A 23,974-nucleotide genomic window follows, 5' to 3' on the forward strand; every position below is an offset into this window, starting at 1 on the left:
CCGGCCGGCGGCCGGGTCACCGGGATGCGGTCGCGGCCTCGGCGCCGTGCTCGCTTGTGGCGTCGTCCGCGCCGGGCCGCTGCGCGGGAAGTGTCGCATGCGGGCGCCGCTCCGGGGGCTCGATGCTGATCTTGGGCAGCCGGCGGTCGAGCCAGGCGGGCAGCCACCAGTTGGCGCCGCCGAGCATGTGCATCAGGGCCGGGACCAGGAGGGTGCGCAGCACGAAGGCGTCGAGGGCAACGGCCGCGGCCAGCGCGATGCCGAACATCGCGATGAGCCGGTCGCCGCTGAGCACGAAGGCCAGGAAGACGGAGATCATGATGACGGCCGCCGAGTTGATGACCCGGCTGGTCTCGGCGAGGCCGACGCGGACGGCCCGCCGGTTGTCGCCGGTCTCCAGCCACTCCTCGTACATCCGGCTGACGAGGAAGACCTGGTAGTCCATGGACAGTCCGAAGAGGACCGAGACCATGATCACCGGCAGGAAGGGTTCGATCGGGCCGGCGCTGCCCAGGCCCATCAGCTCGCTGCCCCAGCCCCATTGGAAGATCGCGACCACGACTCCGAAGGAGGAGGCGACGGCGGCGACGTTCATGGCCGCCGCCTTGACCGGGATGCCTATGGAGCGGAAGGCCAGGAGCAGGAGGACGCAGCCGAGGGCGATGACCACGCCGACGAAGAGCGGCAGTTTGCCGATGATGACCTCGGCGAAGTCGTCGTAGCCTGCCGTCACTCCGCCGACGTGGACGTCCATGGAGCTGCCGTGGCCGGCGCGCGGGATGACGTCCGTGCGCAGCGTGTCGACCAGGTCGCTCGTGGCCCGGGACTGCGGGGCGAAGTCCGGTACGACGTTCAGTACCGCGGTGTCGCCGCTCCGGTTGAAGACGGCCGGTCCGGCGGAGGCGACGCCTTCGGTCGTACGGAGCGACTCGGCCAGCCGCTCGACGGCGAGCCGGTCGCCGGCGCCGTCGAGGCGGGCGACCACGGTCAGCGGGCCGTTCATGCCGGGGCCGAAGCCCTCCGCGAGCAGGTCATACGCCTTGCGCGTGGTGAAGCCGGCCGGGTTGTTGCCCTGGTCGGACGTGCCCAGGTGGAGCGAGAGCGTGGGCAGCGCCAGCACCACCATGACCAGGGCGGCGATGGTCCCCAGCAGCTTGGGGTGGCGCTCCACGAAGGCCGACCAGCGGACGGCGAAGCCGGTGACCGATTCGGGTCGCGGGCCCTCGGCGGCGAGCGTGCGGCGCTCGCGGCGCGAGAGGGCGCGCGGACCGATGTACGAGAGGAGGGCGGGCAGCAGCGTCACCGATGCGGCGACGGTCAGGACCACGGTGAGGGAAGCGGCCATCGCCACGCCGTTGAGGAAGCCCAGCCGCAGCACGAGCATGCCGAGAAGCGCGATGCAGACGGTGGCCCCGGCGAAGACGACGGCCCGGCCGGTGGTGGCGACGGCGCGCTCGGCCGCCTCCTCCACCGGGAGGCCGCGGCCCAGGCCCTTGCGGTGCCGGGTGACGATGAAGAGCGCGTAGTCGATGCCGACGCCGAGGCCGACGAGGGTTCCGAGCATCGGGGCGAAGTCGGCGACCCCCATGGCGTGTCCGAGCAGGGTGATGCCGAAATACGCGGTGCCCACGCTGACCAGTGCGGTCGCGATGGGCAGCAGGCTCGCGGCGAGCGAGCCGAAGGCGAGGAAGAGGACCAGGGCGGCGATGGCGACGCCGATGACCTCGGCGAGGTGCGCGCCGGGGGCTTCGGTGAGGCCGATGGCGCGGCCGCCGAGCTCGACTTGGAGCCCGTCGGCCTCGGTGGCCGGGTTCTTCGCGGCGGCGACGACGGCCTTGGCCTGGGACTTGGGCACCGAGTCGGCCTGCTCGTCGAAAGTGATCACGGCGTAGGCGGTGCGGCCGTCCGGGCTGATCCGGGTGGCGTTCTCGGGACCGGAGCCGTAGGGGCCGGCGACCGAGCCGACGCCGGGGAGCTCGGCGATGGTGTCGAGCGCCCGCGCCATGCGCTGCTCGACTTCGGGAGTCGTCACGCGCTGATGCTCCGGGGCCCGCCACACGATGGTGTCGGTGTCACCGCCCTGGCCGTGGAAGCCTTCGCGCAGCAGGGCGTGGGCCTTGCTGGACTCGGTGCCGGGGACCTCGTAATCGTTGGAGAAGGCGCTACCCGCGGTGGCCGCGCCCGCGGCGGCGCCGCCGAGTGCGAACAGCCAGAGCAGGACGACGACGAGCCGGTGCCGCATGCACCACCGCGCGATTGCTGCCAACGGAAGGAGCTCCCCTGGGGGTTCGGATCTTTACCGGGGAACGGCCCGTCGCAAAGAACTCTTGAACACTGAACGCTTGTGATCGTGAAGGTCCGGCCGATGTCCGGGGGATCGCCCCAGAGGTATGGCCCAGGTTGGCCTACTCCTCCACGATCGCAGCGATTGGTGATCGTTGGCCCGATTCGTGGGCATCGTCACAGGGCGTTCGGGAAGGTGCGGGACGGTGCGGGACCTAGGGCCCCGGGGGCGGTTGGGCCCGGTAGCCCGGGACGGAGGGCCAGCGGACGGTGAGCACCACCGTGTCCTCCTCCGCGTACCAGGAGTGGTCGACGCCGCGTCCCCAGACGACGTAGTCGCCCTGTTCGGCGAGGACGACGCTGCGCCCGGGGAACTCCAGCCGGAACCGCCCGCTGATCAGCACCTGGAGGGCGGTGCGGGACTCGCCCGTGACCCACTGCGCCCGCTCGTCACCCTTGGGGTGGACGCCCCACTTGATCTCCACGTCCTCGCTGTGGCGGGGATCGCCCGGCTCCTTGAAGTGGCCGAGGAGCCAGCCGCGGTCGGCGGCCGCGTCGGGGGTGGCCTTGCCGGTGTAGACGGCGAGGGGCGGGGTGTGGTGATCGTTCACGGGGCGAGGCTAATGCACTTGTGTCCGTGGGGTGGTGGCTGGTGAGCTGGTGCGATGGCCATGGATCTCGAAGAGCTGGTGAAGGTACGCGCCCGATACGACGCCGAGATGCGGCGCGACGCCCGGCCCGATGCGGCCGAGGCGTGCGTGGAGCGGGTGGGCGGGGTGGTACGGCAGAGCGTGCGCGGCCCCGGTTGGAACGGCGTGCTCTGGTCGGACCTCGACGAGGAGACGGCGGACGCGGCGATCGCGGAGCAGGTGGCGTTCTTCGGGGGCGAAGCGGCGGAGTTCGAGTGGAAGCTGTACGGCCACGACCGCCCGGCGGACCTCGGGGAGCGGCTGCGGGCGGCGGGCTTCGTGCCGGAGCCTGCGGAGACGCTGATGGCGTGCCGGGTGGCGGACCTCGCGGCGCTGCGGGTGGCTCCGCCGGAGGGGATCACGCTGCGGGTGGTGACGGACGAGGCGGGGGTGGACCTGATGATGGCGGTCCACCGGCAGGCCTTCGGCGCCGACCGGCCGGACATCCGGCAGCAGATGCTCAGCATGCTGCGCAACGAGCCCGAGCGCATCGAGGCGGTCCTCGCGATGGCGGGCGACACCCCCGTCAGCGCGGCCAGGATGGAGATGCTCCCGGGCGGCTCCTTCGCCGGCCTCTGGGGCGGCGGCACCGTGGCCGAATGGCGCGGCCGCGGCATCTACCGCCTCCTGGTGGCCCACCGGGCGCGGCTGGCGGCGGCACGCGGCATCCCCTACCTCCAGGTCGACGCCTCGGACGACAGCCGCCCCATCCTCGAACGCCTCGGCTTCACTCCCCTGGGCACCACCACCCCCTGGCTCCGACAACCGACCTCTTAGCCGCCAGGCCGCCGGGCGGGCCCCCGCTGGGCCGCCAGGCCAGGTCGCAGGCCGCAAGCCGGGGCGGGTCGCAGGCCGCAGCCCAGGTCGCGCCGCCAGGCCGGGCGGGGCCGAAGGCCAGGTCGGGCCGGGCCGGGCCGGGCCGAAGGTCAGTCGGGCCGCACGGGGCCGAAGGCCGTGGTGGTGGTCGTCATGGGCAGCGGACCGCCGACGGCGCCGGAGCGCAGGTACGGCGGCGTGCAGCCTGGGGCCCCCGGCGGGGAGCCGGAGGCCGTGCCGACGGTGGCGCCGCCCGAGCCTCCGTGCCCCCGTGGTGGTGGTCGCCACGATCCTGCCCGGCATCAGGAGCAGCATGGCCGCGCCGATCCGGGGCGACGGGACCCCGCGGCCGGACGGAACCGCCGCGCCCGGGGATGTTCATGAACGGCTTCCGCCACCGGGACCGGCGGGGCAGGATCGACCCCATGACCACGGATCGCATTGGACCTCCCCTGACCGGCGGCGAGCGCGAGACCCTGCGCGCGTACCTCGACTACCACCGGACCACCCTCGCCTGGAAGTGCGAGGGCCTCGGCGACGAGGAGCTGCGCCGCGCCTCGATGCCGCCGTCCACGCTGTCCCTGCTGGGCCTGGTGCGTCACATGGCGGAGGTCGAACGCCACTGGTTCCGCCGGACCATCGGCGGCGCGGACGTCCCTCACCTGTGGTCGGACACGCACGACTTCCAGGCCGCGTACGACGCCTCCGACTCGACCCGCGCCGAGGCCTTCGCCGCGTGGGAGGCCGAGGTCGCGCACTCCCGGGAGGTGGAGGCGGCCGCCGAGTCCCTGGAGGTGACGGCGCACGTCGCGAAGTGGGAGGAGGACGCCTCGCTCCGCCTCGTCATGCTGCACATGATCCACGAGTACGCCCGCCACAACGGCCACGCGGACTTCCTCCGCGAGGCCATAGACGGCGCCGTCGGCGCCTGACTGCGCCTGACCTGCGCCCGACCTGAGCACGACTGACCTGCGCCCGCCCCCGAGCAGCCGGGCTCACACCCCTCCCCCTATAGTTAGGCTAGCCTTACCTAAACATTCCTGGGGAAGAGTGTGAGCCTTGTGAGCAACGCGGACGTCTATGAGCTCTACCGGGACGCATGGGGCATCCCCCATCTCCGCGCCCCCGACGCGCTCCACCTCTCCTACGCCCAGGGCCGCACCACCGCCCTGGACCGTGCCTGGCAGCTGGAAGTCGAGCGCCGCCGCGCCCAGGGCGCCAGCGCCGCCCTCCTCGGCCCCGAGTCCGTCGCCTGGGACCGGTTCGCCCGCCAGAGCCGGCTCGACGACACCGCCCGCCGCTGCTGGGAGGCCCTGGAGAGCGGCGAACCGGAAACGGCCGCCTGGGTCCGCGCCTACGTCGACGGGGTCAACGACGGCCTCGCCGAAGGCGCCCGCCGCGACGGCCGCCTCACGCAGACCCCCGCCCCCTGGGACCCCTGGGTCCCGCTCGCCGTCTGGATCGCCACCCACATCCTCTTCGCCGGCTTCGCCACCAAGCTGTGGCGCGAGCGCGTGGCCCGCGCCCTCGGCGACGACGCCGTCACCCTGTTCGCCACCGACGGCCCCGGCACCGCCGGCAGCAACGGCTGGCTCGTCCCGGGCGACCGCACCTCCACCGGCGCGGCGATCATCGCGGGCGACCCGCACCGGTTCATCGAGGACCCGGGCGTCTACCAGCAGATACGTCTGGCGTGTCCCGAGTACGACGTCCTCGGCCTCGCCGTCCCCGGCATCCCCGGCCTCGCCCACTTCGGCCACACCGGAACCGCCGCCTGGGCCATCACCAACGCCATGGCCGACTACCAGGACCTGTACGTCGAGCAGTTGCGGCGAGCGGAAGGCGGCGCCACGGAGGCACTGGGCCCCGACGGCGCCTGGGAACCCGTACACCGCCACACCGAGACCATCACCGTCGCCGGCGGCGCCGACGTCGAGGTGGAGGTGCTGGAGACCCCCCGCGGCCCGGTGATCACCCACGAGGCGGCCGACGGCACCGCCCGCACCCTCTCGCTGCGCTACCCGCCCCGCGTCCGCCGCGACCTCGGCTTCGCCGCCCTCCCCGCCCTGCTGCGCGCCCGTACCGTCGCCGACATCGACGCCGCCCTCGACGGCTGGGCCGAGCCCGTCAACGTCGTGCACGCGGCCGACAGCCTGGGCGGCCTGCTGCACCGCGTCGCCGGGGCCGTCCCGCTGCGCCACCCCGCCAACCGACTGCACCCGGTGCCCGCCTGGGACCGGCAGTACGCCTGGCAGGGCTGGGCCGACACCCCCGCCGAGCCCGTGCAGGGCTTCGCCGTCATGGCCAACGCCCGCGGGATCGCCTCGCCGCTGGGCGTGGAGTTCGCACCCCCGCACCGCGCCAACCGCATCCGCGAGCTGCTCTCCGGCTCCGCGGACTGGTCCCCGAAGGCGATGGCCGACGTACACCGGGACACGCACCTGGCCTCGGCCGCGCCGCTCCTCGCCCTGCTGCCCGAGCCGCAGGACCTCACCCCGGCCGCCCGCGCGCTGCGCGCCCGGCTGCTCGCCTGGGACCGGCACATGGACGCCGGCAGCACCGACGCCACCGTCTTCTCGGCCTTGCGGACCGCGACCGTACGCCGCTTCGCCGCCGACCCGGTCTTCGCGGAGCTGGTCGGCGCCCCGGCCGGCCCGGAGGTGTTCCACCCCTGGCTGTACCTGGTCCCGCGCATCGGCTACGCCCTGGAGGGCCTGCTCACCACCGCCCTGCTGCCCGGCCTGGACCGCGCGGCGCACGTCCGCGCAGCCCTGGAGGAGACGGCCGCGGCGCAGGCCCCCGACACGCCCTGGTCCGAGGTCCACCGCCTGACCCCGTGGCAGGCGGTGCCCGACCCGGACGCCACCTGGCCGGGGCTGGGCGGCGACCACGACTGCGTGAACGCCACCTCCTCCGTACCCGGCTTCACCGACCTCACCGCCCGCGCATCGGCGGCCCGTTACGTCTGGGACCTCGCCCGCCGCGAGGACAGCCTCTGGGCGGTCCCGCTCGGCGCGGACGGCGTCACCGGCGCGCCCCACCACCGCGACCAGCTCCCGCTCTGGGCGCGCTGCGAACTCGTCCCCGTCGTCACCGACTGGTCCCGCCTCACCAAGGAATCCGCATGATCCCGACCCGCCGGCCCGTGTCCAGCAACCTCGTCGAGGGGTTCGGCACGGTCACCATCACCCCCGTCGACCCCGCCGCGGACTCCGCCCTGATCCACAGCTGGGTCACCGAGGAGCGGGCCCGTTTCTGGGGCATGGGCGGGGCCAGCCGCGAACTGGTCCAGGAGATCTACGAGGACGTCGACCGTCGCTCCACCCACCACGCGTTCATGATCGGCCGCGACGGCGAGCGGGTGGCGCTCTTCCAGACGTACGACTGCGCCGAGGACCGGGTCGGCGAGTGCTACGAGGTACGGCCCGGGGACGTCGGCGTGCACCTGCTGCTCGCCCCGAGCACGGGCGCCGCCGAGCACGGTTTCACGGCGAGCCTGGTCCGGGCCTTCCTCGCGTACCTGATCCACGACCACGGCGCCCGCCGGATCGTCGCCGAGCCGGACGCCCGCAACACCAAGGCCATCGCCCGGCTGGAGCGCAGCGGCTTCGCCCTCGGCCCGGAGGTCGAACTTCCCGAGATCGACCTGCCCGAGGTCTACCTCCCGGCGAAGCGGGCCCGGCTCCTCTTCCTCACCGCGCCGGAGCCGCTGCCAGAAACTCCGTGACCAGCGCGGCCCATTCGGCCGGGCGCTCGGCGAAGGGGAGGTGCCCGGTGGGCAGTTCCGCCAGCCGTGCGCCCGGCAGGGCGTCGGCCAGTTCCCGCTGGAGGGCGAGCGGGACGAGCTGGTCCTCGGTGGTCGCCACGACGAGGGCCGGTACGTCGATCCGTGCGAGTTCCGCGCGCAGATCAGCCCCCTTGAGCAGGTCGACGTGGTCCCCGGATCCGGGCGGAATCGATCCGGCGGTCTCCCACACCACCTGCTCGACCTGCTCCGGGGTGAGGCCCTCCAGCGCCGCCGGGCTGAAGGCGAGCGGCACCAGCAGCCGGGCCAGCAGCTCGCTCTCGCCGCGCTCGGCGAGCCCCGACCACAGGTCGGCGACCAGCTTCAGCCGGTTCCCGGCCCGGGCGAAGGTGGCGGTGAGCACGAGCGCGGTGACCCGCTCCGGGTACCGCGCGGCGATCCGTACGGCGACGTTCCCGCCGAGCGAGTACCCGAGGACGGCGAACCGTTCCAGCCCCTCGGCGTCGGCCGCGGCGACCAACTGGTCCGCCAGCGCGTCCAGTTCCAGCGGCTTCTCGGCACGCGGGGTGCCGCCGGTGCCGGGGTAGTCGACGCCGACGACGCTGTACTCGGCGGCGAGCGCGTCCAGGACCGTCCCGAAGTTCGTCTCGACGGACCCGCCTCCGCCGTGCGCGAGCAGCAGCCCGGGGCCGCCGCTCTCGGTGCGGACGGTGCGGGCGTAGGTGGCAGTCATGGGGTCCCTTCTGAATTGCGTAGCGATCGATACAGAAAGAACCGTACCCGATTAAACTAATGCTCGCTACAGAACCCTCACTTGTACGGGTGCCGTACGGGTCGACGGCGCGTCAGCGGCTACGCCCCGGGGGATGTGATCGGCATGACGCACCCAAACAAGCCCCTCAGGAACGCCTCTTGGGTGGTAATCGGCGCCCTCGCCGCCCATTTCCGCAAGCAGAGCGAGTACACCCAGGTGAGGCTGGCCGAGCTCCTGCACACCGATCCGGAGACGATCGCCTCGATGGAACAGGGCCGTCGCCTGCTCCAGCCGAGGATGGCGGCGACCCTCGACGAACTGTTCGACACCAAGGGCGCGCTGAGTGCCACCCTGGCCAAGGTGCCGAAGCGGGAGCGGTACCCCGCCTTCGCGATCGACTTCTTCACCCATGAACGGGACGCGGTGAGCCTGTTCTCGTATCAGAACCAGGTCGTCCCGGGACTGCTCCAGACCCCCGAGTACGCAGCGGCGGTCTTCGGCTGCCTCTACCCGCCCTTCACACCAGAAGAGGCCGAGAACCAGCTCGCCATCCGCCTCGCCCGCCAGGCCATCCTCCAACGCAAACCATGGCCGCCGATGATGCATTACATCGTGGAACAGTCCGTTCTCGAACGCCCCCTCGGTGGGAAGGAGATCCTCCGGGAGCAACTGCGCTGCCTGCGCGAGGTGGCCGAACTACCCTTCCTGGGACTCCAGATCATGCCCAAGGGCCAGGAGACCCACGCTGCGCTCTCAGGCCCGATGGTCCTGCTGGAGACCGGCGATCACGACCAGCTCGTCTATCTCGAGGGCCACCTCGTCAGCTTCCTCCTGGACGACCCCGCGGAGGTCCATCCGGTGAGTCTTAAATATGGGATGCTGCGAAACCAGGCCCTGTCCTTCGAGGACAGCAAGGGTCTGCTTGACGACCTGCTAGGAGAGTCATGACCCACGAGCTGACCTGGTTCAAGTCGAGCTACAGCACCGAAGAAGGTGGCGACTGCCTCGAAGTCGCCTACCACTGGCGGAAGTCGAGCCGCAGCAGTGACGTCGGCGGCGACTGCGTCGAGGTCGCCACCCACCCCGCCGCCGTGCACGTCCGGGACTCCAAGGTCGCCGACGGGCCGGTGGTCACCGTCTCGCCCGCGACCTGGGCCGCCTTCCTGACCGCCGCAAACTGAGCGTTTCGATTGACCGCGTGATTCCGGTAGCGTCAGACTGACCCCCACTCAAAACAGCGGCGCTGGGGGGAAATTGACCAGCCAGAATCTGCACATCGGGCCGGACGCGGCCGCGGACCGCTACCGGTTGCTCCGGTCCATCGGGCGCGGCGGGGAGGCCGTGCTCTACCTCGCGGAGATCCAACTCGCCGGCGGGTCCGAGCCAGTGGTCGTCAAGGTGCTCGACTCCAAGACGACCATCACGCCCGACGTCTTCGACCGGATCAGCCAGAAGTGGAACGAGCAGGCGGAGTTGCTCCGCTTCGTCCACCGGCCCGGTGTCGTGGGCGTACGGGAGCATTTCGAGGGGCCGCCGATCCACCGGCCCGGGGAGTCGGCGACCTTGACCGGGCGGGCGCTCGTCCTGGTCATGAACCACGTCGACGGGCTGGACCTGCGGGACTGGCGGGCCGAACGGACGCTCGCCACGGCTGCCGAGCGCCGCGAGGTGATGCGCACCCTGGAGCAACTGGCCGACGTCCTGGACTGGCTGCACTCGGGCAAGGCCACGCCGTCGGGGCGCCAGGTGATCCACGGCGACCTGTCCCCCGGCAACGTCATGGTCGACGCCCACGGCCAGGCCACGCTGGTGGACTTCGGGCTCAGCAAGCTGACCGCCGACCACCAGACGGCGGAGGTGTGGTTCACCCCCGGTTACGCGGCGCCCGAGGTCTTCGACGGCAAGCGGACCCCGGGTACGGACCGGTACGCCTTCGGGGCCATCGCGTACTTCCTGCTGAGCGGGCAGTCGCCGCCCGCGACGCCCGAGCAGTTGGCGCACGCCCTGGCCGGGCTGCCGCAGATCGCCGCGCTGGACGCGGAGCAGCGCGCCCGGATCACCGCCATCTACGCCGCGGACCCGGGGAAGCGGCCGGTGAACCTGGCGGGCTGGATGAAGGACCTTCGCCGCGCGGTGGTGTCCACCACGACCTCGACCTCCCAGCGGGTGGTCCAGGACGCGGTCCCGGCGAAGCCCGCGGTGGCTCCGTACGTGCCGCCGCCGCCCGCGCACGCCCCGGTGCCCCCGGCGCCCGCGCTGCCCGTACCGCAGACCGCGCCAGAGACCGTGCCGGAGCCACTGCCGGCGACGGTGCCCACGGGGTACGGGCCGGCGTACGACCCGGCCCCGGCCCCGGCGCCCGGGCCGCCCCGCCCGAGGAAGCGGCGGACGGGGCTGGTCCTCGGCAGCATCGCCGCGGTACTGGCCATCGCCACGCTCGCGGTCATCGGGGTGCAGCTGCTGCAGAACAAGGACGACAAGGGAAGGGACCAGGCCGCGGGCAGCCGGGCGAGCAGCGCCGCCTCCGACGGGGCCACGTCCGAGGAGTCCCCGACGCCCACCGTGTCGGAGAGTGAAAGTACGGATGCGACGGCCGAGCCCACCGCCTCCGGGACCAAGCCGGCGGGCGTCGCGCCGAACATCAAGGCCGCCGACCTGACCGTCATGAGCCCCGTGGACGGCCTGGGCGAGTTCACGGTCGGAGCGGCGAAGATCAACACCCAGCAGTACGGCGCGGCGTTCATCGCCGACCTGGGCTGCAACGGCGACGCGATCGCCGAGTTCGATCTCAACCGGGAGTGGAAGTACCTGGACTTCACGGCCGGGATCGATGACGGCTCCACCCACGAGAAGGGCCGGGTCAGCGTCTCGCTCGACGGCCAGCCGGCCGCCTTCTCCGAACTCGTCGCGCTCGGCAAGCCGATCACCAAGAGGGTGGAAGTGAACGGCGCCCTGCGTCTGCGCGTCAAGGTGGACGCGGGCTGCGACATGGGCAAGGTGGTCATCGCCGCCCCCCAGCTCACCCGCTGAACGGCGGACGGCCCCGCACCGGAAATCCGGTGCGGGGCCGTCATCGCGCAGGCGGGGCTTTACTCGGAGACGCCCAGACGCTCCAGGATGAGCTCCTTGACGCGCGCCGCGTCGGCCTGGCCGCGGGTGGTCTTCATGACCGCGCCGACCAGGGCGCCGACGGCCGCGACCTTGCCGCCGCGGATCTTGTCCGCGATGGCCGCGTTGCCCGCGATGGCCTCGTCGACGGCCGCGCCGAGCGCACCCTCGTCCGAGACGACCTTCAGGCCGCGCTTCTCGACGACCTCGTCCGGGCTGCCCTCGCCGGCGAGGACGCCTTCGAGGACCTTGCGGGCCAGCTTGTCGTTGAGCGAGCCGTCGGCGACCAGCGCCGCCACCCGGGCCACCTGGGCCGGGGTGATCGGCAGCTCGTCGACGACGACGCCCTGCTCGTTGGCGTTGCGGGCCAGCTCGCCCATCCACCACTTGCGGGCGGCGGTCGAGTCGGCGCCGGCCTCGATGGTGGCGACGATGGAGTCCACCGCGCCCGCGTTGAGGATCGACTGCATGTCGTGCTCGCTGACGCCCCAGTCCTCGCGGAGGCGGTTGCGGCGCACGCGCGGCATCTCGGGCAGACCGCCGCGCAGCTCCTCGACCCAGTCGCGGGCCGGGGCCACGGGGACCAGGTCGGGCTCCGGGAAGTACCGGTAGTCCTCGGCGTTGTCCTTGATGCGGCCGGCCGTGGTGGAGCCGTCCTCCTCGTGGAAGTGCCGGGTCTCCTGCACGATCGAGCCGCCCGACGAGAGCACCGCCGCGTGGCGCTGGATCTCGAAGCGGGCCGCGCGCTCGACGGAGCGCAGCGAGTTGACGTTCTTCGTCTCGCTGCGGGTGCCGAACTCGGACTCGGGGGTCGGGCGCAGCGACAGGTTCACGTCGCAGCGCATCTGGCCCTTGTCCATGCGGGCCTCGGAGACGCCGAGCGCCTTGATGACCTCGCGCAGCTCGGCGACGTACGCCTTGGCGACCTCGGGGGCCCGCACGCCCGCGCCCTCGATCGGCTTGGTGACGATCTCGATGAGGGGGATGCCGGCACGGTTGTAGTCCAGCAGGGAGTGGGACGCGCCGTGGATACGGCCGGTGGCGCCGCCGACGTGCAGCGACTTGCCGGTGTCCTCCTCCATGTGGGCGCGCTCGATCTCCACGCGGAAGATCTCGCCGTCCTCCAGCTGTACGTCGAGGAAGCCGTTGAAGGCGATCGGCTCGTCGTACTGGGACGTCTGGAAGTTCTTCGGCATGTCCGGATAGAAGTAGTTCTTCCGGGCGAAGCGGCACCAGTCGGCGATCTCGCAGTTCAGCGCGAGGCCGATCTTGATGGCGGACTCGATGCCGATCGCGTTGACGACCGGGAGCGCGCCGGGCAGGCCCAGGCAGACCGGGCAGGTCTGCGAATTGGGCTCGGCGCCCAGCTCGGTGGAACAGCCGCAGAACATCTTGGTCTTGGTGCCGAGCTCGACATGGACCTCAAGGCCCATGACGGGGTCGAACGAGGCGAGAGCGTCCTCGTACGACATCAGTTCGGTGTAGGTGCTCACGGTGAAACTTTCCCTCTCAGCCCAGCAGGACGTCGTCGTCGCCCAGGCGCTTCAGCTCGCGGTACAGGATCGCGAGGCCGGTGACGATGGCGGCGGCGGACACGACGGCGTCGACCAGCTTCAGCGTGTCGTGCTCGGTGCGGGCCTTCTTGGCCTGCTTCATCACGCTGAGGGCGCCGAAGGCGGTGGTGCCGATCGACAGGTAGGTGCCGGTCTTGGACTTCTTGAAGCCCTTGGCCTTGGACAGTGCACTGGTGCTCACAGCGACGGTGCCTCCTCAAGCAGCGGGTGACCCCAGCGCTCGACGAAGGCGGCCTCGACGGCCGCGCCGACCTTGTAGAGCCGGTCGTCCTTCATCGCCGGGGCAATGATCTGCAGTCCGACCGGGAGACCGTCCTCCGGAGCCAGGCCGCAGGGCAGCGACATGGCGGAGTTGCCGGCCAGGTTGGTCGGGATGGTGCACAGGTCCGCGAGGTACATGGCGAGCGGGTCGTCGGTACGCTCGCCGATCGCGAAGGCGGTGGTCGGGGTCGTCGGAGAGACGATCACGTCGACCTGCTCGAAGGACTTCTCGAAGTCCTGCGTGATGAGCGTGCGGACCTTCTGGGCGGATCCGTAGTACGCGTCGTAGTAGCCGGAGCTGAGCGCGTACGTGCCGAGGATGATGCGGCGCTTGACCTCGTCGCCGAAGCCGGCTTCGCGGGTCAGGGCGGTGACGTCCTCGGCGGACTTGGTGCCGTCGTCGCCGACGCGCAGGCCGTAGCGCATGGCGTCGAAGCGGGCCAGGTTCGAGGAGCACTCGGACGGCGCGATCAGGTAGTACGCGGCCATCGCGAGGTCGAAGGACGGGCAGTCCAGCTCGACGATCTCGGCGCCCAGCTCCTTGAGGAGCTCGACGGACTCGTTGAAGCGCTGGACGACGCCGGCCTGGTAGCCCTCGCCGGCGAACTGCTTGACCACGCCGACGCGCATGCCGGCGACGGAGCCGTTGCGGGCCGCCTCGACGACCGGCGGGACCGGGGCGTCGATGGAGGTGGAGTCCATCGGGTCGTGGCCCGCGATGACCTCGTGGAGGAGGGCCGCGTCCAGGACCGTACGGGCGCAGGGCCCGCCCTGGTCGAGGGAGGAGGAGAAGGCGACCATGCCGTAGCGGGAGACGCCGCCGTACGTGGGCTTCACGCCGACCGTGCCGGTGACGGCGGCGGGCTGGCGGATGGAGCCGCCGGTGTCCGTGCCGATCGCGAGCGGGGCCTGGAAGGCGGCGAGTGCGGCCGCGGAGCCGCCGCCGGAGCCGCCGGGGATGCGGGTGAGGTCCCAGGGGTTGCCGGTGGGGCCGTACGCGCTGTTCTCGGTGGAGGACCCCATGGCGAACTCGTCCATGTTGGTCTTGCCGAGGATGACGACGTCGGCTTCCTTCAGCTTGCGCGTCAGGGTGGCGTCGTAGGGCGGGATCCAGCCCTCCAGGATCTTCGAACCGACGGTGGTCGGGACCCCGACGGTGGTGAAGATGTCCTTGAGGGCGAGCGGGACGCCGGCCAGCGGGCCGAGCTTCTCGCCGCGCTCGCGCTTGGCGTCGACGGCTGCCGCCTGGGCGAGGGCGCCTGCGCGGTCGACGTGCAGGAAGGCGTGGACCTTCTCGTCGGTCGCGTCGATGCGGGCCAGGTGGGCTTCGGTGACCTCGACGGCCGTGAGCTCGCCGGAGGCGATCTTCTCGGCGGTCTGGGCGGCCGTGAGCTTGATGATCTCGGTCATGTTGTTAGTCCTCCCCCAGGATCTGCGGCACCTTGAAACGCTGCTGCTCCTGGGCGGGAGCGCCGGAAAGCGCCTGCTCGGGGGTGAGCGACGGACGGACCTCGTCCGCTCGCATGACGTTCGTCAGCGGCAGCGGGTGGGAGGTCGGCGGGACGTCTTGGTCGGCGACCTCGGAAACGCGGGCGACCGCGCCGATGATGTCGTCGAGCTGTCCAGCGAAGTGGTCGAGCTCTTCGCTCTTCAGCTCCAGACGTGCCAGCCGAGCGAGGTGGGCAACCTCCTCGCGCGTGATGCCAGGCATGCAGCGATCCTCTGGGGGTGGTGAGTGTGTAGGTTTCGGGCCCAATCCTATGGGGCTGGCCCCCCGACCCACTAAACGGTTTGCCGGGCGGCGCCCGAACCCCCCGGGGCTCCGCCCCGGACCCCGCGCCTCAAACGCCGGCGGGGCTTGATTGTGGCTGATGCCGCCTTTGGCGAGCGGGATCGCCCGGCGGCAAACGGGTCACGGCTGCGCCGGGGTCTCCGCGGCGGCCGCCAGTTCCGCCGTGATGTCCGCCGGGCGGCGCCAGCCGCGCTCGCCGCGGGCCAGCAGCCAGGCCGTCGCCTCCTGCGGAGGCATCGCGGCGGCCACCAGCCAGCCCTGGACGGCGTCGCAGCCCAGGTCCCGCAGGCGTTCCCACGTCTCGTCGTCCTCGACGCCCTCCGCGACGACGAGCAGGCCCAGCGAGTGCGCGAGGTCCACGGTGCAACGGACGATCTCCGCGTCCTGGGCGTCGACGGCGAGTCGCGCCACGAACGAACGGTCGATCTTCAGCTCGCTGACCGGGAGCCGCCGCAGGTGCACGAGCGAGGAGTAGCCCGTACCGAAGTCGTCCAGGGACATCTTCACGCCGTGGCCCGTCAGGCCGGCCATGGTGTCGGCGGCCCGCTGCGGGTCTTCGAGGAGCACGTGTTCCGTTATCTCCAGCTGGAGACCGCTCGCCGGGACCCCGTGGCGGGCCAGCCGCGCGGCGACCGCCCCCGCGAAGCCCGGGGTGTGGACGTCGCGCGGCGAGACGTTGACGGCGACCGGCACCTTCAGGCCCTGGGCCCGCCAGCGCGCCACCTGGGCGAGCGCCGTCTCCAGTACGTACTCGGTCAGGTGCGGCATCAGCCCCGAGGTCTCGGCGATGGCGATGAACTCGTCCGGCGAGACGCGCCCCCGCTCGGGATGCACCCACCGTACGAGGGCCTCCAGCCCGGCCACCTGGCCGTCGAACCGCACCTTCGGCTGGTAGTGGAGCTCCACGTCGCCCGCGTCCAGCGCCCGGCGCAGGTCCCCGAGCAGGCCCAGCCGGTCGGGGGTGTTGCTGTCGCGCTTCGACTCGTAGACCTCGACGCCCGTGCGGTCCCGCTTGGCCTGGTACATCGCGACGTCGGCCCGGCGCAGCAGCCCCTCCGCGTCGAGCGCGTGGTCGGGAAAGACGGCGAGCCCGGCGCTGGCCTCCAGGACCAGGGTCAGGCCGTCCAGGTCCAGCGGTGAGCTCAGCTCCGCCACCAGGTTGCGGGCGACGCGCTGGGCGCTGGTGGTGGAGTCGGCGAGGGGCAGCAGTACGGCGAACTCGTCGCCGCCGAGGCGGGCCGCTTCCGCGTCCTCGGGCAGCGCGGCGCGCAGCCGGTCCGCGATCTGGAGCAGCAGCCGGTCCCCGGCGAGGTGGCCGAGGGTGTCGTTGACGGCCCGGAAGCGGTCCAGGTCGATCAGCACAAGAGCTGACCGGGTGCCCAAACGTTCAGCCTGGTCGAGCGCGGTCCAGGCGCGTTCCAGCAGCCACTGCCGGTTCGGCAGCCCGGTGAGCGGATCCCGCAGCTGCTCCTCGGCGCGCGCCCGGGCGATCCACAGGGTGGAGTCGAGGGCGATCAGCGGTACGGCGAACAGCGGCAGCAGCACCGGCTGCGCGACGGCGACGACGCAGATCAGCGGCGCGATCCCGAGCAGGGCGACGGCCACCAGGGCCTGGCGGACCAGCGCGGTGCGGGCGACGGTGGGCAGCCCGCCACCGCGCGGGGCCAGCGCCATCCACAGCAGCACGCGGGTGACGAGCAGGTAGGCGAGGGCGACGAGGATGACCTCGGGCACCGCGTCCAGCCCCCAGGTGGCGGGCTCCCACGGGGTCTCGACGCTCGGCGCCTCGCCGAAGGCGGCGAGGACCAGGGCCCCCGCGGCGATGCCGAGGATGTCGGTGGAGCCGTGCAGCAGGCCCTGGCGCCAGCGGTGCCGGCGCGCGGCGCCGACCAGGGTGACCACCGCGAGGGAGACGAGCCCGGCGGGGATCCATCCGTAGAGGACGAGGACGCCGAGGGTGAGCGCGGCGCCCGATCCGGTGCCGCCCCACCAGCGGTCGCGGCCGAGGGCGACGAGGTGGCCGACGATGATGCCGGTGAGGAGGGCGAGCGCCCAGCCCACCGTGCCGCCGGGGAACAGGGCGTGACGGTTGCTCAGCGCCGTGACGACGCCGATGGCGAGCACCACGGCGGACAGGCCCACGACGGCGATGGGCAGCACGGTGCGCTGACCCGCTGCGCCCGCGCACACCGTGGTGTCGAGCGGTCGGGTGCCCGGTGTCCTGGAGCCCAGGAGACCGAGCCGGCCCGTCCGCAGGGACGGGAGGTCCCCGCCGAAATCTGGTGACGGGTCGGCGCTTTCGGTGGGTTTCATGCCCGTCCCTCTCACAGCCGGCGATGCCGATGCCACGCGACGGCACCGATGTCATGCCATCACGGCCGGAATCGCGTCCCGCAGCCGTGCACGACAGGCGCACCCCTCAACAGTAGGACGCGGGAGGCTCCCAAGGGCAGCGGTCGGCGGTGGTTGCCCGAATGCGACCCAGCCATCCTCATCAGTACGGTATCCGCCGAACAGGTGAGTTTGGACCAACACCCGCCGGTCACCCTTCCGATGATCCGACAGGTCACCGCCCTGCGAACAGCCTCGTACCGGCCGTTTACCACCGCAGGTCGCGCCTGGCGTGCGCCCGCCCGTACGGCCGCACGCCACGCATCCGTTCGCCTTCGCTACTCCCCCGGGGCGACTCCTCTACCGGTATTACTCCGCCGCGGCGTCGCCGTCCACCGGGAGCGCGGCCTCGCGGGCCGCGTCCGGGCCCTGTTCGAGCAGGATCGCGAAGCCCGCGTCATCGAGGATGGAGAGCTTCAACTGCACGGCCTTGTCGTACTTGGAGCCGGGGTTGTCGCCGACCACGACGAAGGAGGTCTTCTTCGAGACGGATCCGGTCACCTTGGCGCCGCGGCTCTGCAGGGCGTCCTTCGCGCCGTCCCGGGTGTGGCTCTGCAAAGTGCCGGTGACGACGACGGTCAGGCCTTCCAGCGGGCGCGGGCCCTCTTCCTTGCCGGAACCTTCCTCCTCCATCCGGACACCGGCCGCGCGCCACTTGCGCAGGATCTCCTGGTGCCAGTCGACGGCGAACCACTCCTTGAGGGAGGCCGCGATGATCGCGCCGACCCCGTCGGTGGCGGCGAGCTCCTCCTCGGTGGCCTGCTCGATCCGCTCGATCGACCGGAACTCGCGGGCGAGCGCCTCGGCGGCGACCGGGCCGACATGGCGGATCGACAGGCCGTTGATGATGCGGGCGAGCGGGCGGTCCTTGGCCGCCGCGATGTTCTCCAGCATCGACAGGGCGTTCTTCTTCGGCTCGCCCTTCTGGTTGGCGAAGACCGTGACGATCTTCTCCTCGCCCGTCTTCGGGTCCCGCTTGGGCAGTCCGCTGTCCTGGTCGCGGACGTACGCCTTGATCGGCAGCAGTTGCTCGATGGTCAGGTCGAAGAGGTCGCCCTCGTCCCGCAGGGGCGGCTCGGCCGGCTCCAGCGGGTTGGTCAGGGCGGCCGCGGCCACCGCGCCGAAGTTCTCGATGTCCAGACACTGGCGGCCGCCGAGGTAGAAGAGCCGCTCGCGCAACTGGGCGGGACACGTCTGCCCGTTGGGGCAGCGCAGGTCGATGTCGCCCTCCTTCATCGGCCGCAGGGCGGTCCCGCACTCGGGGCACTCGGCCGGCATCACGAACTCCCGCTCGCTGCCGTCCCGCAGGTCGGCGACCGGGCCGAGGATCTCGGGGATGACGTCGCCCGCCTTGCGCAGCACGACCGTGTCCCCGATGAGCACGCCCTTGGCCTTGACGACCTCCTGGTTGTGCAGGGTCGCGAACTCGACCTCGGAGCCCGCCACCGTCACCGGCTCCACCTGCGCGTACGGGGTCACGCGCCCGGTACGGCCGACGCCCACCTTGATGTCGATCAGCTTGGTGTTGACCTCCTCGGGGGCGTACTTCCAGGCGATGGCCCAGCGGGGGGCGCGCGCCGTGGAGCCGAGCCGGCCCTGGAGGGGGATCTCGTCGAGCTTGACGACGACGCCGTCGATCTCGTGCTCGACGGAATGCCGGTTCTCGCCGAAGTACCCGATGAACTCCCGGACTTCGGCGAGCGAGGACACCGTCTTGTTGTGCTTGGCGGTGGGCAGGCCCCACTCGCGCAGCAGCTCGTACGCGTGGCTGAGCTTGTCGATCTCGAAGCCCTCGCGGGCGCCGACGCCGTGCACCACCATGTGCAGCGGGCGGGTGGCGGTGACCTTGGGGTCCTTCTGGCGCAGCGAACCGGCCGCCGCGTTGCGCGGGTTGGCGAAGGGCTTGTCGCCGGCTTCGACCAGGCGGGCGTTGAGCTCCTCGAACTTCTCCATGGGGAAGAAGACCTCGCCGCGGATCTCGACCACGGCCGGGATCCGGTCGCCCTTGAGGCGGTCCGGGATCTCGGCGATGGTGCGGACGTTGGGCGTGATGTCCTCACCGGTGCGGCCGTCGCCGCGGGTGGCGGCGCGGGTCAGGCGGCCGTTCTCGTAGGTGAGGTTGACGGCGAGGCCGTCCACCTTCAGCTCGCAGAGGTAGTGGTAGTCCGAGGTGTTGGCGTCCCGGGCCACGCGCTCGGCCCAGGCGGACAGCTCCTCGTCGTCGAAGGCGTTGTCGAGGGAGAGCATCCGCTCGCGGTGCTCCACGGAGGCGAAGTCCGTCGCGTACGCCCCGGCCACCTTCTGGGTGGGCGAGTCGGGCGTGCGCAGCTCGGGGTACTCCTCCTCCAGCGCCTCCAGCGAGCGCAGCAGCTTGTCGAAATCGGCGTCGCTGACGACCGGCTGGTCGTTCACGTAGTACCGGAAGCGGTGCTCCTCGATCTGCTCGGCGAGCAGAGCGTGCTGCTCACGCATCGCCGCCGGTACCGCCGTCTCCTGCTGTTCGGCTGCCATGCCGTGTCCTCCCGTGACCCGTCTCGACCATCACTCAGGGTTGTCGGCGAGCGACCTCGCCGCCCTGACGCAGTGCGCCTGCACCTCGCGGGCATAGGCGGGCGAAGCGCCCGCCAGACCGCACGACGGGGTGACCACGACGGACTCCGCCAGAGTCCCCGGGGCCAGCCCCAGCCTGCGCCAAAGCTTCCTGACACCCATGACGCTACCGGCAGGGTCTGACAACGGGCCGTCGGTGGCGGGCACCACTCCGGCGAAGAGTTTCACCCCGTCCTCGACGGCTTCCCCGACGGCGTCGTCCTCGCGCTCGGTGAGCAAGGAGAAATCGAACGACACGCCCGTGGCGCCGGCCCGCCTCAGCAGTCCGATGGGCACCTCGGGGGCGCAGGAGTGGACGATGACCTCCCCGTCGTGGACGGCGAACAGCTCGCGCAGGGTGCCCTCGACGACCTGCCGGTCCACGGCGCGGTACGTGCGGTACCCGCTCGCGGAGCGCACCCGGCCGAGCAGTACGGCCGTGAGCGAGGGCTCGTCGAACTGGAGCACGACCTCGGCGCCGGGGATGCGCTTGCGTACGTCGGCGAGGTGCTCGCGCAGGCCTTCGGCGAGCGAGCCGGCCAGGTCCCGGCAGGCGCCCGCGTCCTGCAGCATGGCCTCGCCGCCGTGCAGCTCCAGGGCGGCGGCCAAGGTCCAAGGCCCGACGGCTTGGACCTTCAGCTTCCCCGTGTAGCCCTGGGTGAACTCCTCCAGCGCGTCGAGGTCCTCACCGAGCCAGGAGCGGGCCCGCCGGGTGTCCCGGCCCGGCCGGTCGCTGATGCGCCAGCCGCTGGGCTCGACGTGGGCGTACATCTCCACGAGCAGCCCCAGCGAGCGGCCGATCATGTCCGCGCCGGGTCCGCGGGCGGGCAGCTCGGCGAGGTACGGGAACTCCTCGAAGGACCCGGTGACGGTCTTGGCCGCCTCGCGGGCGTCGCCGCCGGGGAGCGAGCCGACGCCGGTCGCGCTCGCGGTCATCGGCCGGGCCTGACGGACAGGTCGTTGACCTCGGCGTCGCGGGGCAGGTCGACGGCCATGACGATGGTCGTCGCGACGGACTCGGGGTCGATCCACGCGGCGGGGTCGTACTCCTTGCCCTCCTGGGAGTGGACCTTGGCCTGCATGGGGCTGGCGGTGCGGCCGGGGTAGACGGAGGTGACGCGGATCCCGTTGGGCTTCTCCTCTTCGCGCAGGGAGTCGGCGAGGGCCCGCAGCCCGTGCTTGGAGGCGGCGTAGGCGCTCCAGTCGGCGTGGGCGTTCAGGCCGGCGCCGGAGTTCACGAAGACGACGGTCGCGCGCGAGGCCCTCAGGGTGGGCAGCAGCAGGCGGGTCACCTCGGCGGGGGCGATGAGGTTGACGTTGAGCTGCTGGTGCCAGGTCTTGGGGCGCAGCTCGCCGACGGGGCCGAGGTCGACGATCCCGGCGATGTGCAGGAGCGAGTCGATCCGCTCCGGAACGGCCTGCTTGGAGAAGGCCCACGAGAGCCGGTCCGGGTCGGCGAGGTCCCCGACGAACGCGCGGGCCCCGGGGTACCGCTCGACGAGCTGCTTGCCGCGGGCGGCGTCGCGGGCGAGCAGGACGAGGTCGTCGCCGCGGGCGTGCAGCCGGGCCGCGACGGCGGCGCCGATGCCGGATCCGGCACCGGTGATCAGGTGAGTAGCCATACCGCCCATGCTCGCACCCGTCAGCCGCCGGCCGCCCCACGGTAGGCCGCCTCGATCACGGCCCGGCCGACGGCGGCCCGTGCCGCCGTGACGCCCGGGGCGAAGCCGTCGCCGACCAGGAGGCGGGGATGCGCGGCGACCATCGCGGCCCGCGCGTCCCCCCGCGGCCCCGCCCACCGCCGCAGCGCCCCGTCCCGTACGCCGGCCAGCGCGGCGGCGCGGTCCGGCGCGGGCGGCTCGAAGCGTCCGCCGCAGGCCCGCCGGTGCTCCGACCAGCGGTCCTCCCAGAACTCCACGGTCCAGCCGGGCCAGCGCGCGGCGAGGTTGCCCCCGCGGGCGCGGGCGGTGTTTCAGCCGCCAGCCGACCCGGCGCCGCCGCGGGTCCACGTGGATCCCGGCGCCGGCCGGCAGCCGGAAGCTTCCGTGGTCCGGTGCGTCGCGGAGCCGGTCGAGGAGGGCGGGTCCCTCCTCGACCGGATGGTCCGCGATGTCGGCGAGCACGTGGCAGCGGTCGGGCCCGACGGTGACCACGGCCACCATCGGGTCCGGGTCGCCGAACTCCTCGTCCCCGGGTTCCAGGGCCGGGCCGGGGTACACGGCGCCGGCGCCGCTCTCCTCCTGCGTGTCGAGGCCGAGGTGGGCGCGCAGGCCGCTCTGTCCGTCGTAGAGCCAGCGCACCTCCCAGCCGGCCCAGGCGCGCCCCAGAAGTTCCAGGGCGGCGGCCCTGGTCCGCGTCGAGGCGGTGAACCCTTCCCACGCGAAGACCTCCGGCCCGGCCAGGAGGTCGAGGTCCAGGCCCACCGCACCGTAGGAGGAGCGGTGGCGGACGGGCCCGTCGGGGCCGAGGACCACGAAGGCGGCCCGGTTGCCCACGGTCAGAGACCCGCGGACTCGCGGAGGCCGGTGGCCGTCTTCGAGGCGTCGTAGTCCGGCGGGACTCCGTCGACCAGGATGACCTCGCCCGCGATGTGGTCCGTGCGCAGCGGGAGGATGGCCTGGTAGGCGGGCGAGTCGTACCAGGCGCGGGCCCGCTCGATGTCCGGGAAGCCGATCATGACGACCGTGCCGGGCCAGGGGCCCTCCTTGACCTCCACCTCGCGGCCGTGGACGAGGAAGCGGCCCTCGAAGGGGTCCATGGTGTCCTGGATCTCCTCGATGTAGCGGAGGATGTCCTCGTTCATCGTCTCGGGCCGTATGTGGGCGATGGCGTACGCGGTCATCGTCTGCTCCCTCGTCCTGGTCAACCTGCCGGGCGGCTGCGGCTGTTGAGTGAATACTCGCAACCAGCGGCCGGCAAGGCGATTACCCCGGGGGTCATGCCGGGTCGGACGTGGCGTGCGGCTGGAAGGTGCGCCGGTAGGCGATCGGGGAGACGCCGAGGGCCGTCCTCATGTGCTGGCGCAGCGAGTTGGCGGAGCCGAAGCCCGCCCGGTGGGCGACCAGGTCGACGGGGAGGTCGCTGGACTCCAGCAAGTGGCGGGCGATCTCCAGGCGTTGGACGGTGAGCCACTGCACCGGGGTCATGCCGACCTCGTCGCGGAAGCGCCGGGTGAAGGTGCGCAGGCTCATCCGGGCGTGGGCGGCCAGCTCGGCGAGCGTGACCGGCTCCGCGAGGCGCTCCAGGGCCCAGGCGCGGGTCGCGGTGGTGGTGGCGACGGTGGGTTCGGGGACGGGCCGGTCGATGTACTGGGCCTGCCCGCCGTCCCGCCACGGCGGTACGACGCACAGCCGCGCGGCGCGGTTGGCGACGGCGCTGCCGTGGTCTTGGCGGATCAGGTAGAGGCAGAGGTCGACGCCGGCCGCCACTCCCGCCGAGGTGAGGACGTCGCCGTCGTCGACGAAGAGCACCTCCTCGTCGAGCCGCACGAGCGGGAAGGCGCGCTGGAACTCCGGCGCGTGCAGCCAGTGCGTGGTCGCGGGCCGGCCGTCGAGCAGCCCGGCCGCGGCCAGGACGTAGGAGCCGGTGCAGAGGGAGACCAGCCGGGTGCCGGGCCTGATCGCGGCGAGGGCGCCGGTCAGCTCCGGCGGCAGGGGCGCGCCGTGTGCGAGCTCGTCCATGGCGTGGGTGGGCGTGATGATCACGGTGTCGGCGGCGGCGAGCGCCTCCGGACCGGCGCCGACCCCGACGGTGAAGCCCGCGTCACTGGTCACGGGCTGCCCGTCGGCGGTGCAGACGGTCAGCTCGTAGAGCGGCGCGCCGGCGTCGTCGAGGGCGTTGCCGAAGACCCGGGAGGGGATTCCGAGCTCGAACGGGGGGACGCCTTCGAGGGCGAGTACGGCAATGCGGTGCATGGCCAGATCCTGACACATGGTGGCCGTACGGCCAACACCATGGCCGGGTGCCGGCGCC

Annotated in this window: 20 protein-coding genes; 7 read left to right on the top strand and 13 right to left on the bottom strand. The window is 72.3% G+C overall.

Annotation, left to right across the window (positions count from 1 at the left end; translation table 11 throughout):
• Window positions 1–16: 16 nt before the first annotated feature.
• Together ACFWBF_RS14585 and ACFWBF_RS14590 are read right to left on the bottom strand one after the other, a co-directional pair.
• On the bottom strand, window positions 17–2,266 hold the full coding sequence (locus ACFWBF_RS14585) for an MMPL family transporter (protein WP_385600492.1): 2,250 nt from the start codon (window positions 2,264–2,266) through the stop codon (window positions 17–19).
• Window positions 2,267–2,498: 232 nt separating this feature from the next.
• The gene (locus ACFWBF_RS14590) at window positions 2,499–2,894 is read right to left on the bottom strand and encodes a signal peptidase I (RefSeq protein ID WP_385600495.1); all 396 of its coding nucleotides are present in this window, start codon (window positions 2,892–2,894) and stop codon (window positions 2,499–2,501) included.
• A gap of 60 nt (window positions 2,895–2,954) precedes the next feature.
• On the opposite strand from ACFWBF_RS14590, the gene ACFWBF_RS14595 reads away from it, so the two are divergent.
• From ACFWBF_RS14595 to ACFWBF_RS14610, 4 genes are all read left to right on the top strand, one after another.
• Window positions 2,955–3,749: a GNAT family N-acetyltransferase gene (locus ACFWBF_RS14595; protein WP_385600498.1), complete on the top strand. Its 795-nt coding sequence runs from the start codon at window positions 2,955–2,957 to the stop codon at window positions 3,747–3,749.
• Between the two features lie 464 nt (window positions 3,750–4,213).
• On the top strand, window positions 4,214–4,720 hold the full coding sequence (locus tag ACFWBF_RS14600; protein ID WP_385600500.1) for a DinB family protein: 507 nt from the start codon (window positions 4,214–4,216) through the stop codon (window positions 4,718–4,720).
• A 120-nt stretch (window positions 4,721–4,840) separates the two neighbouring features.
• Entirely contained in the window at window positions 4,841–6,916 is a 2,076-nt protein-coding gene (locus tag ACFWBF_RS14605; RefSeq protein WP_385600503.1) for a penicillin acylase family protein, read from the top strand.
• Complete coding sequence (locus ACFWBF_RS14610; protein WP_385600506.1) at window positions 6,913–7,515, top strand: GNAT family N-acetyltransferase; 603 nt, start codon at window positions 6,913–6,915, stop codon at window positions 7,513–7,515. The genes ACFWBF_RS14605 and ACFWBF_RS14610 overlap by 4 nt, the downstream gene beginning before the upstream one ends.
• Here the strand turns inward: ACFWBF_RS14610 and ACFWBF_RS14615 are convergent.
• On the bottom strand, window positions 7,481–8,266 hold the full coding sequence (locus tag ACFWBF_RS14615; RefSeq protein ID WP_385600509.1) for an alpha/beta fold hydrolase: 786 nt from the start codon (window positions 8,264–8,266) through the stop codon (window positions 7,481–7,483). The two genes, ACFWBF_RS14610 and ACFWBF_RS14615, sit on opposite strands and share 35 nt — an antisense overlap.
• Window positions 8,267–8,449: 183 nt before the next feature.
• Here ACFWBF_RS14615 and ACFWBF_RS14620 point away from each other — a divergent pair, with 183 nt between their 5' ends.
• From ACFWBF_RS14620 to ACFWBF_RS14630, 3 genes are all read left to right on the top strand, one after another.
• On the top strand, window positions 8,450–9,235 hold the full coding sequence (locus tag ACFWBF_RS14620) for a helix-turn-helix domain-containing protein (protein ID WP_385600512.1): 786 nt from the start codon (window positions 8,450–8,452) through the stop codon (window positions 9,233–9,235).
• Window positions 9,232–9,468: a DUF397 domain-containing protein gene (locus ACFWBF_RS14625; protein WP_385600515.1), complete on the top strand. Its 237-nt coding sequence runs from the start codon at window positions 9,232–9,234 to the stop codon at window positions 9,466–9,468. Before ACFWBF_RS14620 ends, ACFWBF_RS14625 begins: the two co-directional genes overlap by 4 nt.
• 73 nt (window positions 9,469–9,541) lie before the next feature.
• Complete coding sequence (locus ACFWBF_RS14630) at window positions 9,542–11,317, top strand: protein kinase (RefSeq protein WP_385600518.1); 1,776 nt, start codon at window positions 9,542–9,544, stop codon at window positions 11,315–11,317.
• A gap of 59 nt (window positions 11,318–11,376) precedes the next feature.
• On the opposite strand, the gene gatB is transcribed toward ACFWBF_RS14630, so the two are convergent.
• The 10 genes from gatB to ACFWBF_RS14680 all read right to left on the bottom strand — a co-directional run bounded on the left by gatB (window position 11,377) and on the right by ACFWBF_RS14680 (window position 23,916).
• On the bottom strand, window positions 11,377–12,867 hold the full coding sequence (gene gatB / locus ACFWBF_RS14635) for an Asp-tRNA(Asn)/Glu-tRNA(Gln) amidotransferase subunit GatB (protein ID WP_385600633.1): 1,491 nt from the start codon (window positions 12,865–12,867) through the stop codon (window positions 11,377–11,379).
• Between the two features lie 37 nt (window positions 12,868–12,904).
• Window positions 12,905–13,150: a hypothetical protein gene (locus tag ACFWBF_RS14640; protein WP_385223936.1), complete on the bottom strand. Its 246-nt coding sequence runs from the start codon at window positions 13,148–13,150 to the stop codon at window positions 12,905–12,907.
• Window positions 13,147–14,640, bottom strand: coding sequence for an Asp-tRNA(Asn)/Glu-tRNA(Gln) amidotransferase subunit GatA (gene gatA / locus ACFWBF_RS14645; RefSeq protein WP_385600521.1), 1,494 nt, complete (start codon window positions 14,638–14,640; stop codon window positions 13,147–13,149). The genes ACFWBF_RS14640 and gatA overlap by 4 nt, the downstream gene beginning before the upstream one ends.
• A gap of 4 nt (window positions 14,641–14,644) precedes the next feature.
• Complete coding sequence (gatC, locus tag ACFWBF_RS14650) at window positions 14,645–14,941, bottom strand: Asp-tRNA(Asn)/Glu-tRNA(Gln) amidotransferase subunit GatC (protein ID WP_007266718.1); 297 nt, start codon at window positions 14,939–14,941, stop codon at window positions 14,645–14,647.
• 201 nt (window positions 14,942–15,142) lie between these two features.
• The gene (locus tag ACFWBF_RS14655) at window positions 15,143–17,335 is read right to left on the bottom strand and encodes a putative bifunctional diguanylate cyclase/phosphodiesterase (protein ID WP_385600524.1); all 2,193 of its coding nucleotides are present in this window, start codon (window positions 17,333–17,335) and stop codon (window positions 15,143–15,145) included.
• A gap of 387 nt (window positions 17,336–17,722) precedes the next feature.
• Entirely contained in the window at window positions 17,723–19,924 is a 2,202-nt protein-coding gene (gene ligA / locus ACFWBF_RS14660; protein WP_385600527.1) for an NAD-dependent DNA ligase LigA, read from the bottom strand.
• Window positions 19,925–19,954: 30 nt separating this feature from the next.
• The gene (locus ACFWBF_RS14665; protein WP_385600531.1) at window positions 19,955–20,938 is read right to left on the bottom strand and encodes a methionine synthase; all 984 of its coding nucleotides are present in this window, start codon (window positions 20,936–20,938) and stop codon (window positions 19,955–19,957) included.
• Window positions 20,935–21,624 (bottom strand): SDR family oxidoreductase, encoded by a 690-nt coding sequence (locus tag ACFWBF_RS14670; RefSeq protein WP_385600636.1) that lies wholly within the window; start codon window positions 21,622–21,624, stop codon window positions 20,935–20,937. Before ACFWBF_RS14670 ends, ACFWBF_RS14665 begins: the two co-directional genes overlap by 4 nt.
• 875 nt (window positions 21,625–22,499) lie before the next feature.
• Entirely contained in the window at window positions 22,500–22,844 is a 345-nt protein-coding gene (locus ACFWBF_RS14675; RefSeq protein WP_385600534.1) for a DUF1330 domain-containing protein, read from the bottom strand.
• Between the two features lie 94 nt (window positions 22,845–22,938).
• Entirely contained in the window at window positions 22,939–23,916 is a 978-nt protein-coding gene (locus tag ACFWBF_RS14680; protein WP_385600536.1) for a GlxA family transcriptional regulator, read from the bottom strand.
• Between the last annotated feature and the right edge of the window lie 58 nt (window positions 23,917–23,974).

It is taken from the genome of Streptomyces sp. NPDC060028 (assembly GCF_042736725.1).
In the GTDB taxonomy this organism is placed as follows: Bacteria; Actinomycetota; Actinomycetes; order Streptomycetales; family Streptomycetaceae; genus Streptomyces.